This window comes from Oceanobacillus neutriphilus (assembly GCF_014645515.1).
Classification (GTDB): Bacteria; Bacillota; Bacilli; order Bacillales; family Amphibacillaceae; genus Oceanobacillus; species Oceanobacillus neutriphilus.
On record NZ_BMLW01000010.1, the window covers coordinates 117,244 to 131,582 of the forward strand.

Annotated in this window: 15 protein-coding genes; 12 read left to right on the forward strand and 3 right to left on the reverse strand. The window is 38.2% G+C overall.

The window, feature by feature from the left end; translation table 11 throughout:
* The first annotated feature begins 14 nt into the window (after positions 1-14).
* The 6 genes from IEX29_RS16900 (at position 15) to IEX29_RS16925 (ending at position 2,581) form a co-directional block, all read left to right on the forward strand.
* On the forward strand, positions 15-419 hold the full coding sequence (locus IEX29_RS16900; protein ID WP_188735538.1) for a hypothetical protein: 405 nt from the start codon (positions 15-17) through the stop codon (positions 417-419).
* Positions 420-554: 135 nt separating this feature from the next.
* A complete protein-coding gene (locus tag IEX29_RS16905; protein ID WP_188735539.1) occupies positions 555-719 on the forward strand; it encodes a hypothetical protein in 165 nt (54 codons plus the stop codon).
* Positions 716-976, forward strand: a complete 261-nt coding sequence (locus tag IEX29_RS16910) for a hypothetical protein (protein WP_188735540.1) — start codon at positions 716-718, stop codon at positions 974-976. Before IEX29_RS16905 ends, IEX29_RS16910 begins: the two co-directional genes overlap by 4 nt.
* Positions 977-1,030: 54 nt before the next feature.
* Positions 1,031-1,339, forward strand: coding sequence for a hypothetical protein (locus IEX29_RS16915; protein WP_188735541.1), 309 nt, complete (start codon positions 1,031-1,033; stop codon positions 1,337-1,339).
* A 56-nt stretch (positions 1,340-1,395) separates the two neighbouring features.
* Positions 1,396-1,683: a phage holin gene (locus IEX29_RS16920; RefSeq protein WP_188735542.1), complete on the forward strand. Its 288-nt coding sequence runs from the start codon at positions 1,396-1,398 to the stop codon at positions 1,681-1,683.
* Positions 1,684-1,687: 4 nt separating this feature from the next.
* Complete coding sequence (locus tag IEX29_RS16925; RefSeq protein WP_188735543.1) at positions 1,688-2,581, forward strand: peptidoglycan recognition protein family protein; 894 nt, start codon at positions 1,688-1,690, stop codon at positions 2,579-2,581.
* Between the two features lie 161 nt (positions 2,582-2,742).
* On the opposite strand, the gene IEX29_RS16930 is transcribed toward IEX29_RS16925, so the two are convergent.
* Positions 2,743-3,141, reverse strand: coding sequence for a hypothetical protein (locus IEX29_RS16930; protein ID WP_188735544.1), 399 nt, complete (start codon positions 3,139-3,141; stop codon positions 2,743-2,745).
* A gap of 135 nt (positions 3,142-3,276) precedes the next feature.
* On the reverse strand, positions 3,277-3,885 hold the full coding sequence (locus IEX29_RS16935) for a hypothetical protein (protein WP_188735545.1): 609 nt from the start codon (positions 3,883-3,885) through the stop codon (positions 3,277-3,279).
* A 907-nt stretch (positions 3,886-4,792) separates the two neighbouring features.
* Between IEX29_RS16935 and IEX29_RS16940 the strand changes: the two genes are divergently transcribed.
* From IEX29_RS16940 to yihA, 5 genes are all read left to right on the forward strand, one after another.
* Positions 4,793-5,767, forward strand: coding sequence for a tetratricopeptide repeat protein (locus IEX29_RS16940; RefSeq protein ID WP_188735546.1), 975 nt, complete (start codon positions 4,793-4,795; stop codon positions 5,765-5,767).
* Between the two features lie 119 nt (positions 5,768-5,886).
* Positions 5,887-7,173, forward strand: coding sequence for a trigger factor (gene tig / locus IEX29_RS16945; protein ID WP_188735547.1), 1,287 nt, complete (start codon positions 5,887-5,889; stop codon positions 7,171-7,173).
* 469 nt (positions 7,174-7,642) lie between these two features.
* The gene (clpX, locus tag IEX29_RS16950; RefSeq protein ID WP_188735548.1) at positions 7,643-8,920 is read left to right on the forward strand and encodes an ATP-dependent protease ATP-binding subunit ClpX; all 1,278 of its coding nucleotides are present in this window, start codon (positions 7,643-7,645) and stop codon (positions 8,918-8,920) included.
* 229 nt (positions 8,921-9,149) lie between these two features.
* Positions 9,150-11,474, forward strand: a complete 2,325-nt coding sequence (lon, locus tag IEX29_RS16955; RefSeq protein ID WP_188735549.1) for an endopeptidase La — start codon at positions 9,150-9,152, stop codon at positions 11,472-11,474.
* A gap of 1 nt (position 11,475) precedes the next feature.
* Entirely contained in the window at positions 11,476-12,057 is a 582-nt protein-coding gene (yihA, locus tag IEX29_RS16960) for a ribosome biogenesis GTP-binding protein YihA/YsxC (protein ID WP_188735550.1), read from the forward strand.
* A 55-nt stretch (positions 12,058-12,112) separates the two neighbouring features.
* Here the strand turns inward: yihA and IEX29_RS16965 are convergent, their stop codons facing one another.
* Positions 12,113-12,592, reverse strand: a complete 480-nt coding sequence (locus tag IEX29_RS16965) for a LiaI-LiaF-like domain-containing protein (RefSeq protein WP_188735551.1) — start codon at positions 12,590-12,592, stop codon at positions 12,113-12,115.
* A gap of 314 nt (positions 12,593-12,906) precedes the next feature.
* Here IEX29_RS16965 and hemA point away from each other — a divergent pair, with 314 nt between their 5' ends.
* Positions 12,907-14,280 (forward strand): glutamyl-tRNA reductase, encoded by a 1,374-nt coding sequence (gene hemA / locus IEX29_RS16970; protein WP_188735552.1) that lies wholly within the window; start codon positions 12,907-12,909, stop codon positions 14,278-14,280.
* Positions 14,281-14,339: the final 59 nt, after the last annotated feature.

A 14,339-nucleotide genomic window follows, 5' to 3' on the forward strand; every position in this document is an offset into this window, starting at 1 on the left:
GGTGAGTGTTTTCGATGATAGAAAAAAGAACAGTTACTAACAGGCGTTATTTAGAGAATGTCACATTCTCAATAGAAAATAACACTGTGTATATATCAGACGGCTATTTAGTAGATGGTAGAAGAATCCCTATAGAGGGGATAACTTTTAATATTGAAACAGACGAATATGCCGAGTGTATGTACGATATCTACATCACATATTCAAACGGCATGTACGGTTACGAGGTAGAAAAAACTTATTTAAGTTATGGAGCGCTGCCCTGTTACACAGGCGGAAGTAAGCTATTCCACACATTTGCATCTATTGAGGTGAAAAAGGGTGGATCCTTAGAGGGGCATTACACTTTAATAGCGAGTCAAGGGGTAGGTAATGTTGAAGAAAGTTATACCCAAGATAAACAACCAGAAGACACCTGATTTTAAAGACAGATCATTGGAAGAGAGAGTATTGGCTTTAGAAGATGAATTGAAAGTTTATCGTGAAGTCAATGAAAAATTAGTACTGAAAGTTGCAGATTTAGAGAGTAAATTAAATTAATTGGAGGAATAGTAATGGACTTAGAACACAGTTTAAATGACGTCGTAACATCTCTAGCGAATAAGCTCGCAGAATCTGAACGGAAGTCGTCCAGCTTTGAAGCGGTAGTGGTTGCTAAAGAGGAAAAAATAAAAGAATTAGAGGGTAAACTTAAGGAATTACAGGAGGTAAAAGAATGAGAATAACAATTACGAATATTAATTTTAACTATGATAACGGATATGACAACGAGTATACAGGCGTAACTATTAATTATATCGCTACAGGATTTAAGTTTAATCCGAATGAATCTGCTACACTCACCCGTGATCAATATGAGGAGCTTAAAGACGATAAGGATGGATTACGGAAAGTCATCATTGAAAATATTATCAAAAGTGTCGCAAGTTATGTAGAAGAATTAAACGAATATAAAGATTCGTTACAAGCCGAGTAGAAGGCTTATTTTTATGGAGAAAATTAGCTGGGAGTAGTTAGGAGGAAAAGTAGAATGCCGGAACAAAAGGACGAAAGAAATTACGCAGAAGTCCGCGAGTGGCTCGTAAGGATTGACGCTAACCAGACGCACCAAACGCAGCTCTTAGAGTCGCTCAATGCACGTGCAGAAAAAGCGCTAGATAAAGCTGATATTGCCGAGGACAAAGCGGACGAAGCTCTGGCGGTCGCTCGGCGAGTTGACCGTAGAGTAGACGATCGAGAGCAGGAGGATAAGGTTCGTATTCGCTGGCTACTCGGTTTAGTTGTCTCAATATTTATCGCAACTCTTCCTATTATAGCGAAGTTCTACGGCGTTGATTAAAGTGGGAATTTGACGGTTTGTAAGGCGAAATAAAGTACGAAAGGAGCAAGTAAGATATGTTCGAAAAATTTAAAGGAATTTCTAAAGGTGCGCTCATTCGAGGGGGCTTATTAGTATTGGCGTTATTAAATAGCGCTTTGCAGTTAGCGGGATATGACGTATTGCCTTTCACCGAAGATGACGTCGAAACGTTTCTGACAGTTGTCTTTAACTTTGTAGCGATGGGTGCTGCGTACTGGAAAAATAACTCGTTCACAAAACCGGCGAGGGATGCGGACGATAAATTAAGCGAAGAGAAAGCAAAAATAAAAGCGATTAAAAAGGCGCAGAAAGGACGGAGATAGTAATATGGTTCAAATAAAACGGAAAATAGTTTCGAAAGCCGTCGAGAAGAAAGTAACTTACGGCGGAAAGAATCCGGTAAATTATATTACCGTACACCAAACCGGCAACACTTCTCGAGGGGCTAACGCAGAAATGCACGCTAAACTACAATCGAACGGTAACAGCCGAGCAGCATCCTGGCATTATTCCGTTGATGATACCGAAGCGTACCAATCCTTCGAAGATACAGCGCAATGCTGGCATAGTTCCGACGGCAAAGGTCCGGGTAATACGCAGTCTATCGCCGTAGAAATCTGTATTAACAGTGATGGAAATTATCGGAAGGCAGTCGAGAATGGGGCGGAATTAGTTCGCCATCTACTTGACAAGCACGGGTTATCAGTCGATAGGGTACGGCAACATCACGACTGGTATCCGAAAAACTGTCCGGCACAAATCCGAGCAGGAAAGGATGGAATTACCTGGAGCGACTTTCTTAATATGGTTAAGGGCGTTAAAGTGTCTAAGCCTAAGGAAACTCAAACAGGATCTGAACAGATTACTAAGTCTTCGCCTTCAAATGGCGTGTCTCTTGACGTAGATGGAAAGTGGGGCAACTCGACTACACTTGCGTTACAAAAAGCGCTTGGGACTCCGCAAGACGGATTTATCAGTAAGCAGCCTCGAAATTCTGTTTCGCAATCCCTTTACGGGAATACGGTGCAGTTTGGAAGTGGCGGAAGTAATGTAATCGTAGCGTTGCAGAAGAAGGTTGGCGCAAGTGCTGACGGAAAACTCGGTCCGGGTACAGCGCAAGCATTGCAAAAATATCTCGGAACTCCGCAAGATGGCGTATTGAGTCGACCGAGTACGGCTGTCGAGGAAATGCAGAGAAGACTAAATTCTGGCAGGTTTTAAACGACATATATACCCAGCCCTTATGAAATGTAAGGGCTTTACATAACGATAATTGTACGCTATACTTAACGTACATAGAGTAGACTCATTTACGTTTTAATCTCCTATAGTTAAAACTTGTTTACTCGAAAAAAAAGACGCTATTATCAGGGCGTCTTTTTTCATGCCTTTTTATCGTACCAAGATAACGGTTCCATATACTCCACGTTTCGGATTTCTTCGAGCAGACAGCTCGTTTTCCTTCCGTCCTTTAATCGCAAGTGAATTCTTCCGTTAGAGTACCCAGCAACCTTGCATTCCAAGTCCCGATAATAGCTTCCATTTCGGATAACATTCGCTTGAATCAAAAGAGGGGATTCCGACACAAAAGCGTTATGGAGTATTTGAGATATTTCTATCTCCGACATTTCTTCTTTTCCTTCAATTTCCGTGATTTCGCTATCTATCCGTTTTAAGGCGTCCGTTTGATCGGCGAGTATCATTCCTTGCCATTTCATAATGCCTCGGTCTTGATATCCGAATTGTTCAGGTGTGAAGTTCGTAATATTAAACGTTCCCATATTCGTCATTCCTTTCTTAACAGAATATATGTTCGTGTAATTAGTATACGCAATCCATCCGAAAATAACAACGGGAATCTGCTGGCAATTTATTCCGAATAAAAAACGCCAATCCGTTAAGATTAGCGCTGGAAATTAGTTAAGCGATATCGTATAGACTGATACGCCCTCATGTTCGTTCATTGGCTCGACATTTATAGTGATATTTTCTTCGAGGTTTTTTAACTCAAATTCGAACTCGATAGGGACCCATATTCCCGTATCGTTTTTATAATAATAATCGCTGTTTGGATCGGACATAGCTCCGGTAACCTCGTCGAGTTCCTCTTCGCCTTGTTTTACGTAGAAGATAGCAGCTTGCATAAACGAGGTTTTATCCTGGAAACTATCGTTAGTGTAAAGCGTATCTAACTTAAGTACAGCTCCACCATCTTTCTCGGCTATTTCCGCCTCTTTTAATTCAAATGAAAAGTCGCCGAATTGGAACGTAGAATCTTCGCCTAAGTCAATTTGCACTGATGTAGGCTCGGCATTTTCTTCGATAGGATCTTCGGACTCCTCCTCTTCGGCATTCGCTTCCTGTTCGTCATTCGTAGGCTCGCTTGATTTGCCGTCCGCCTTGTCGTCTTTTCCTCCGTTACTATTAAACGCAGCGATTACAATAAAAACTACGCAAACAAATATAACTGCGCCTAAGATGACACGTTTGGGACTCGGATTATTTCCGTTAGTTTCTTTCGTCATATAACTTTGCTCCTTTAACATTTTTGGTAAATTTTACGTTAACTCTAGCGTACCATATAACCGGTATATTTTACATAATTATTTCGTAGATGTTTCGAAGAGATTACGGACAATTATATCGAATTTTAAGCGCACATTATTATAGGAAGAAACTCGGTATAAATAGTACTAAATATGTTACTGCTTGTACGAATCGGCTAATTTCGTTATAATAAAGTTGTGAGACACAATAACGGATGAATGTCGGACAATTGCGGAGGTTGTCAGACTTATATAACGTAAGCTATGCGCTCTAAGCCATCGGAGAGTAAGTGGCAGAGTGTTCGTAGAATGTTCGGGTAAATTTCGTACAGCCTTCTAAGCTGTGGGTCGCAGGTTCGAATCCTGCCTGGGACGTAAATTAGATAAAAACGCTCAAACTCTTCATATATAAGGGATTGAGCGTTTTTTGGTATTCTTCCCGGAATATGCAGAGCTTATTAGTGCATGCCCCTTCATTTGTATGAAAAAAAGCAACAGCTTTTATGGAAGGAAATATTGTTTTATATGCTAATTTCAAATTAATATAGACCCTTTTGCTTTTTAAAGGTAACATTGTATTAGGATGCGGTATAAATGATTATAAATACATTTATGAGTTAAATGTTTGAATCTGTTTTGCATCTGACAGCGTAAATCTTTTATTCCGTGTTTAAGCACCAGCAGCAGCTTTCGACGGGAATGAATAATCGCAAATCCTGTACCGTTGTCAGGGGGAGTGCACAGAGCATACATTTTCGTAAGGGTGGCTGAAAGCTAATATCTATATTTAAACTTATATAGTCTCAATAAACAGTTTAAATTATGACGTATAAGGGAATAACAGATTTGATGATTATTTTTGGTAATCCAGAATAGAGGTGAACAAATGAAAGATAGCACAAAGGTAATATTATTTCCAAATACGAAGAAGCAACTGGAAGAAGAAGGACTACATGCTTTAAAGAAAAAGAAATATAAAGAAGCTTTAGAGAAATTAAATTGTCTCATTGAATACCATGAAGGAAGTCATGAAATATATATTGGTAAATTAATGTGTCTGATGGAACTGGGAAACTATAAGGAAGCTGAACGGCTCAGTGAAGAGTTACTGGCCAATAAGGATGCACATTATTATCATTATTTCCATATTTACTTAACAATTCTTTTTCAAACAAGCCAGTATCAGCATTTACTGAATCTGCTGGAAATAGAGTTTGAACATAATATGATTCCTGACATGCTTCAAGAGCCTTTTCAACAGTTGTACGAAATGAGTAAGAATATGAAAATAGGAATTGATGAGGATAATGCCGCCGGTTTTATAGAAGAAGTGAAGGAAGCTGTAATCAGAGAGGATTATCTGAAGCAATGGAATCTTATTGAACAGCTCCGGCGAATACATGCAGATCCGAAAGAAGATATTATTCAGCTGCTTGAAAATCAACAAGTTCATCCTGTTATAAAAACGGCACTATTAGAATGGTTCAGAGAAGCAGGTGTAGAAAAGTCGGTTCATATACATAAGTTTGATACAAAGATGATGGCCGAGCCATCTAATCTGAACCAAATCTCTAAGGAGAACAGCTACATAGTCATAATGAGAGAACTGGAAAATCGTACGGGAGATAACCCTACTTTATTACATTTACTTCAGCAGCTCCTATATCGTTACTTTTATGTGACCTACCCATTCATACCTGCAGAAAACGATACAGTTTCTATTGCAGAGGCGGTTTACGCACTTGGGAATGACTATTTACAGATGGATATAAAGCTGGAGGACCTGGATATATCTGCTCAATCATGGGCAGAATCTATAAAAATTTGCAATTCCCTTTATTTAAGTATTATTGAAGAGTAGTAAAATGCTTGAAACACATAAGATATATGTTATAATGAGGTGGTTGTAAATTTGGAAAAAACTATTGATCAAATGAATAATGAAATGCAATGATAGATTTGATTTTGGAGGGAATAATAATGACAACAAAATGGGAAAAACAAGAAGGTAATAAAGGTGTATTAACGTTTGAAGTTACGACTGAGGAATTTGATCAGGCGCTAGATCAAGCATTTAAAAAAGTATCAAAGGATGTACAAGTTCCTGGATTCCGTAAAGGAAAAATTCCCCGCGGTATTTTTGAAAAACGCTTTGGCGTAGAATCCCTATATCAAGATGCGGTAGATATTGTACTTCCAGGTGCTTATTCTAAAGCAGTTGATGAAGCTGAGATTTTCCCGATTGCACAACCATCTATTGATATTGACCAAATTGAAAAAGGACAGCCGCTTGTTTTCACTGCTGAAGTAGAAGTGAAACCGGAAGTGAAACTTGGTGAATACAAAGGATTAGAAGTAGAAGAACAGTCTGTAGAAGTAACAGATGAAGATGTGGAGCAGGAAATTGAAAATCTTCGTGAGCGTCAAGCAGAATTAGTTGTAAAAGAAGACAGCGAAATTGAAAATGGTGATACAGCTGTAATCGACTTTGAAGGATTTAAAGACGGTGAAGCTTTTGAAGGCGGCCAAGGTGAAAATCATTCACTTGAAATTGGTTCCGGTCAATTTATTCCTGGATTTGAAGAGCAATTAATCGGTAAAAAAGCCGGAGACGAAACAGAAGTAAAAGTAACATTCCCTGAAGAATACCATGCAGAAGACTTAGCTGGTCAAGAAGCTGTATTCAAAGTGAAAATTCATGAAGTAAAGGCAAAAGAATTGCCAGAGCTTGACGATGAATTTGCAAAAGATGTGGATGAAGATGTAGAAACACTTGATGAACTAAAAGCAAAGAAGCGTGAAGAGCTGGAAACAAACAAAAAGCAGCAGGCTGAAAATGAAAAACGTGAAGAGTTGCTTCAACAAGCTTCAGACAACATTGAAGTAGAGATTCCTGAAGCTATGGTGGATACAGAAGTAAATCAAATGGTTCGTGAATTCGAACAGCAGCTTCAAATGCAAGGTATGACATTAGAAATGTACAGCCAATTTTCAGGGCAGGATGAAGATGCACTAAAAGAACAGATGCGTGCTGATGCTGAAAAACGCGTGAAAACAAATCTTACTTTAGAAGCTATCGCAGAAGCAGAAGATCTGAAAGCTACTGAAGAAGATATTGATGCAGAACTTGAAAAAATGGGTTCTATGTATGGAGTTGAAAAAGAGCAGCTTGTTCAAATGCTTGGCGGTTCAACAGAAACGTTGGAAAATGATTTGAAAATGCGTGCTGCAATTGACTTCTTAGCAGAAAATAGCAAAACAAAATAAAGTGTTAAATAAAAAAAGAGGATACAAAAGACAAGGTGCGCCTATATACGTGCCTTGTCTTTCCTGTTAATTAGGACGCAGTCGAAAAAACAATTTTTTTGTCAAAACTGCATTTTTCCTGCCTGGAAAAGCATACTATACAAATGGAATTGCAAATAGTTGACATTTAAAAGAATTGAGGCATACTGGAATGACAGACTTATCATACGATTGTTTATTGAAAATATAAAAAGTATATTGTTTTGTATTTCTATATGTATCTGATATGATAAATTATAAAGCTGACTGCTAATCTGTAACAGCTCATACAGAGGTGATGGAATTGGTTAAGTCGAAAGGACAGAAACGATAGCCAAAAATGCCCTTTTTGTGGGAAGAATGGATAAAAAGTTCAAAAGTTAGTAGCTGGTCAGGCGATTATATATGATGAGAAAGTCTTGGAGATTGTTGAGGAAGGCGGCGAAAAGTAATGTTTAAATTCAATGAAGAAAAAGGACAATTAAAATGTTCTTTTTGTGGGAAAAGTCAAGAACAGGTACGGAAATTGGTAGCTGGTCCTGGCGTTTATATATGTGATGAATGTATTGAACTGTGTACAGAAATTGTTGAGGAAGAACTTGGTACAGAAGAAGGCATGGAAATGAATGAAATTCCAAAGCCGAAAGAAATCTGTGACACACTTGATGATTATGTAATTGGACAGGATAAAGCAAAGAGGAACCTTTCCGTTGCAGTATATAATCACTACAAACGTGTTAACTCAGGTATGAATAGCGGCGATGTAGAAATTTCTAAAAGTAATATTGCGATGATTGGACCGACTGGCAGCGGTAAAACACTCCTGGCTCAAACATTAGCAAGAATTATTAATGTACCTTTTGCGATGGCAGATGCAACATCATTAACAGAAGCTGGATATGTAGGGGAAGATGTAGAAAATATTCTTCTTAAGCTGATTCAATCTGCAGACTACGATGTAGAAAAAGCAGAAAAAGGGATTATTTATATTGACGAAATTGATAAGGTAGCCAGAAAATCTGAAAACCCTTCTATTACCAGAGATGTTTCCGGGGAAGGCGTGCAGCAGGCCCTTTTAAAAATTCTTGAAGGAACAGTAGCAAGTGTTCCTCCTCAAGGTGGAAGAAAACATCCACATCAGGAATTTATTCAAATCGATACAACAAATATTTTATTTATTGTCGGCGGTGCATTTGATGGCATTGATCAAGTAATAAAACGTCGTATTGGTAAAAAGGTTATCGGTTTTGGTGCTAACGAAGAGAAGGAAGAATTAGATACAGCACAACTGTTGTCTAAAGTCCTTCCGGAGGATTTATTGCGCTATGGACTCATCCCAGAGTTTATCGGACGTATACCGGTAATCGGAAGCCTTACTCCGTTGGATGAGGATGCACTAATTGAAATCCTGACTAAACCAAAGAACGCCTTGGTCAAGCAGTATCAAAAGCTATTTGAAATTGATAATGTAGAGCTTGAGTTCGAGCAGGAAGCATTGGAAGAGATTGCGAAGAAAGCTATTGAACGGAAAACAGGTGCACGCGGATTACGTTCTATCATAGAAGGAATCATTGTAGATGTTATGTTTGATCTTCCTTCAAGAGAAGACGTAGAAAGATGCGTGATTACAAAGGATACTGTGATTCAGGAAGATGGCAGCCCAAAACTTATTTTCCGTGATGGAACTGTTCAAGAAGGAAATGAGAAATTTCCAAAAGAAAGTGCATAAGCATAAGCATAGAGGAATGAAAAATGCAGATTCTAAGCAGAATCTGCATTTTTACTCTTTCTTATAGTAAAAAAACTTTTCTTATTATTAAATTAATGTAATAATCATAGATACTTGTATAACTGTTTATACTAAAAGAAAGCATAACAGTGTTTACATTTAGATGATTTTTTTTTACACTGAGAAAGAGCCTTACAAAGAAAAATAAAAGAATATAGGGGGTGAATGTATGACAGCAAACTATTTGAAGATGCCGCTGCTGCCTTTACGAGGGTTAATCGTATTTCCTTCGATGGTATTGCACCTTGATGTTGGCAGAGATAAGTCTATTGCTTCTTTAGAACAGGCAATGTTGGCTGATCAGTACATATTTTTAGCTTCGCAAAAGAAAATGAATTCAGATGATCCTAATTCAGCAGATATATACAATGTTGGAACTGTTGCAAAGATTAAACAAATTACGAAGCTTCCAAATGGAACACAGAGGGTACTCGTTGAAGGATTTTATCGGGCGGAAATTGTTCGTTATCTGGAGGAAGAAGAAAACTTTATCGTAGAGGTAGAGGAAAAGGAAGATATTGCAGGAAATGCGTTTGAATCAGAAGCTTTGATGCGTACTTTACTTGAGCAATTTCAGCAATACATAAAAGTTTCCCGTAAATTAACAGAAGAGACATTTGAAACAGTCGGCGATATTGATAATCCCGGCCGTTTAGCAGATATGATTACTTCACATCTTTCTCTGAAGCTGAATGATAAGCAAGAGATATTAGAAGCTTTTGATGTGATGGAGAGAATACATAAACTCTTAGATATTATTGCTGATGAACGAAAAATTTTATCCATTGAAAAGAGAATCGGACAAAAGATTAAAACATCAATGGAAAAGACCCAAAAAGAATATTACTTAAGAGAGCAATTAAAGGTTATCCAGAAAGAACTGGGAGACCGTGACGGTAAATCCGGTGATTTGGAGCAGCTCCGTACAAAAATTGAACAATCTGATATGCCTGAAAACATTACGAATGTTGCGCTGAAAGAACTCGGACGGTATGAAAGAGTACCACAGTCATCCGCGGAAAGCTCTGTGATTCGAAACTATATTGAATGGCTTGTTGCTCTTCCGTGGCAAACAAAAACAAAAGATAACATTCAAATGAAAAAGGCTGAAAAAGTATTAAATGCAGATCACTATGGTTTAGAAAAAGTGAAGGAACGAATTTTAGAATACTTAGCGGTTCAAAAGCTTACTAACACGATAAAAGGACCTATTCTTTGTTTAGTTGGTCCCCCCGGGGTCGGAAAAACATCCTTAGCAAAATCAATCGCTAATGCCATTGACCGGAATTTTGTCCGTATTTCTTTAGGCGGAGTTCGGGATGAAGCGGAAATACGCGGCCATCGCCGGACTTATATTGGAGCAATGCCGGGAAGAATTATGCAGGGAATGCGACGTGCAGGAACAGTCAATCCAGTGTTTTTATTAGATGAAATTGAAAAAATGTCAAATGATTTTCGGGGAGATCCTTCTTCCGCAATGCTGGAGGTACTGGACCCGGAGCAAAACCATAACTTCAGTGATCACTATATAGAGGAAACCTATGACTTATCCAATGTATTGTTTATTGCTACAGCAAATAATATAAACAGTATTCCAGAACCGTTGCTGGACCGGATGGAATTAATATCCATTCCTGGTTATACAGAGGTTGAAAAGCTGCATATCGCGAAACGCCATCTCTTGCCGAAACAAATTAAAGAAAACGGACTGACAAAGAGTAAAATTCAAATTCGTGAGTCTGCTATCATGAAATTAATCCGGAGATATACAAGAGAAGCAGGTGTCCGCGGTCTGGAAAGACAGCTTGCGACGCTATGCCGTAAAGCAGCCAAAGAACTTGTCTCTGATGAAAGCAAGGATCGAATTATTGTAACCGATCGTATTGTTGAAGAATATTTAGGTAAACCAGTGTATCGATATGGATTAATTGAAGAAGAAAACCAAATTGGTGCTGCAACAGGGCTTGCTTATACAACAGCCGGCGGAGATATTTTATCGATTGAAGTAACGCATTATCCGGGAAAAGGGAATCTAAAGCTTACAGGTAAACTTGGAGGCGTGATGCAGGAATCAGCTCAGGCTGCTTTCAGCTATGTAAGGTCCCGCGCAGAACAGCTGAACATTGATTCGGATTTCTATGAAAAGTATGATATTCATATCCATGTTCCTGCCGGAGCAACACCGAAAGATGGCCCTTCAGCGGGAATTACGATTGCAACAGCACTTGTATCCTCTTTGACAGGACGTGCTATCCGAAGAGAGGTAGGAATGACAGGTGAAATTACACTTCGGGGCCGTGTCTTGCCTATTGGCGGGTTAAAAGAAAAAGCGTTAAGTGCGCATAGAGCGGGGCTTAGAACGATTATTTTACCTGAGGATAATGAAAAAGATATAGAAAATATTCCCGAAAGTGTTCGTGAAGGACTGGAGTTTATACCAGTGAAGCACTTAGATGAAGTATTAGAAATTGCATTGGTGAAGGAGGAAGAATAATATGAAGGTTAATCAAGCAGAGATCGTTATCAGTGCAGTCAGTGAGAAGCAATATCCTCAGGAGCAGTATCCGGAATTCGCACTTGCAGGGCGATCTAATGTTGGGAAGTCTTCCTTAATTAACCGGCTAATTAACCGAAAAAATTTAGCAAGAACTTCCTCCAAACCTGGTAAAACACAAACTTTAAATTTCTATCTGATTAATGAGTCCATTTATTTTGTAGATGTTCCGGGCTATGGGTATGCACAGGTATCCAAGAAGGAACGTGCAAAATGGGGCGGCATGATGGAAGAATATTTTAAAAACAGAGAAACGCTCCGGGCTGTTATTCTGATTACAGATTTACGCCATGAGCCGACAGAAGATGATATTCAAATGTATGATTATCTAAAGTATTTCGAGCTCCCTGTTATCGTAATTGGAACAAAGCTGGACAAAATTCCAAAAACAAAACGATATAAACATATTAAACGTTCCAAAAAAGTTCTTGAAATGGACCCGGAAGATATTTTTATTCCGTTTTCTGCAGAAACATCAGAAGGCAAAGAAGATGTTTGGAGCGCTATCAGATCTTTTATGTGACTGGATAAAAATAAAGGATACGGTTATCAGAAGCAAAAGCTTCCAACCGTATCCTTTATTTGCGTTTCAGCATAATAATACCTAAAAGAATAAGCAGAACCGGCCAAAAACGTTCTAATAATAAAACGATGGGCTCAAGCCAGCTTGTATAAATGGAAAGCTGTTCAGCAAAAAGAAACAGCAAACCTGCAAGGATAAAGAAAATACCTGAGAAAAAACCTTTTTTCGTTTTCGTATAGCGAATGATAAAGGCAAGTCCGATAATAATTAAATAAACAGACCAATCGTCTACCCAAAAAGAGTAATGCTTAATCCCGTGGAGATGGATTCCAACCCCGAATAATAATGTACCTATAAATAAATTCTGATATGTCCTGGTTGTATAGCTGTGAATAATGACTCCAAGACCAATTACGATTAATAAGGATTGCCATGAATAAAAGTCAACAAAAAATGGAATCCGAAGTTCCCGGAGCAGAAGAAAAATACCAACTCCAATACATAAATATGCAAGCAATGAATGCTTTTTTTTCATTAAGAAATTCCTCCTTTGTTCCTTGCTTAGCTGTACTCTATAAAAATTCTAATTTACCGGGCCGTAAATAAAGCGTGTCCCTTGCTATAAAAAGCCAGTTATGTTACATTACAGTCGGAATGAGTTGTTGTAACGGACGTTTTTTTACTAGGAATGAATCGTGTTATCGTACATATCATTAACTTACATACATAAAAATTGTTTCAGATTCTGTTCACATTTTAGCACGAAAAGCATTTCATTACATGTTATAATGATTATTAGATAATAATAGTAAAAAGTATGAATCATTTTATCATAGTGGGGGTAGTACTGTGCATATTTTAAAGGTTGGTTTTAATTACAAAACAACCCCTGTAGAAATTAGGGAAAAGTTCACATTTAATGAAGAAAAATTAGTTGAAGCAATGATTGCATTAAAGGATCAGAAAAGTATTCTTGAAGATGTAATTGTTTCAACATGCAATCGGACGGAAGTGTATGCAGTTGTAGACCAGCTCCATACTGGGAGATATTATATTAAGCAATTTTTAGCAGATTGGTTTGAGGAGGAAAAAGAGACATTTTCAACTTATCTGCACATTACAGAGGATGACGGAGCAATTGAGCATTTGTTCCGGGTCACAACCGGACTTGATTCCATGGTGCTTGGAGAAACACAGATTCTTGGTCAGCTGAAACAAGCCTTTTCAAAAGGACAATTGGCAAATACAACTGGTACTATTTTTAATGAGCTGTTCAAACAAGCCATTACATTCGGTAAACGGATGCATAAAGAGACGGGCATAGGCGAGCATGCGGTATCAATCAGCTATGCTGCAGTTGAATTAGCAAAAGAAAAATTCGGAGACTTGAGTGAAAAGCATGTTGCTATATTAGGAGCAGGGAAAATGGGCGAACTGGCAGCAAAAAACATTCAAAGTGCCGGTGTAAAAGAAATCACTGTCATTAATCGGACAAAGGAAAAAGCAGCGTTAATGGCGGAAAAATTTCAGGGTAATGCAGCCATAATGGATGAACTGCCATCTGTTTTAGAAGCTGCTGATATATTAATCAGCTCTACCGGATCAGAGTCTGTCGTTTTATCAAAAGAAGATATTGAAAAAGCACAAAAGAAACGCCAGGAAAATCCATTATTTTTAGTTGATATTGCGGTTCCAAGGGATATTGATCCGCAGATTGCCGAAATGGATCATGTTGCTTTATATGACATTGACCATCTGCAGCACATAGTAGATGACCATTTAGAGTCCAGAAAAGCTGCAGCAGAGCAAATCGAATTGTCCCTTGAAGAAGAAATTGTGCAATTTAAAGAATGGATGAAAACACTGGGTGTTATACCAGTTATATCAGCGCTTAGACAAAAAGCATTATCTATTCAATCTGAGACAATGAAAAGTATAGAACGAAAAATTCCAAGCTTAACTGAGCGAGAGAAAAAAGTACTCAATAAACACACGAAAAGTATTATTAATCAGCTGCTGAAAGAGCCGATTACGCAAGCGAAAGAGCTGGCGGGTGCAGAACAGGCAAATGAGGCTTTACAGTTATTTGTTGATATTTTTGGAATAGAGAATGAAGTTAAAGAGGAACTTGAGAAACAAATAAAGAAAAATGATACATTAACCAAATTTACTCAAGAGGACATTGCCTCTTTTCCGGTAGTTGAACGGGTACCTACTGCTTAATTGGACGGAACCCTGTCATCTTACATCATTCACATCCAACCAGAAGGTCATTTAATCAC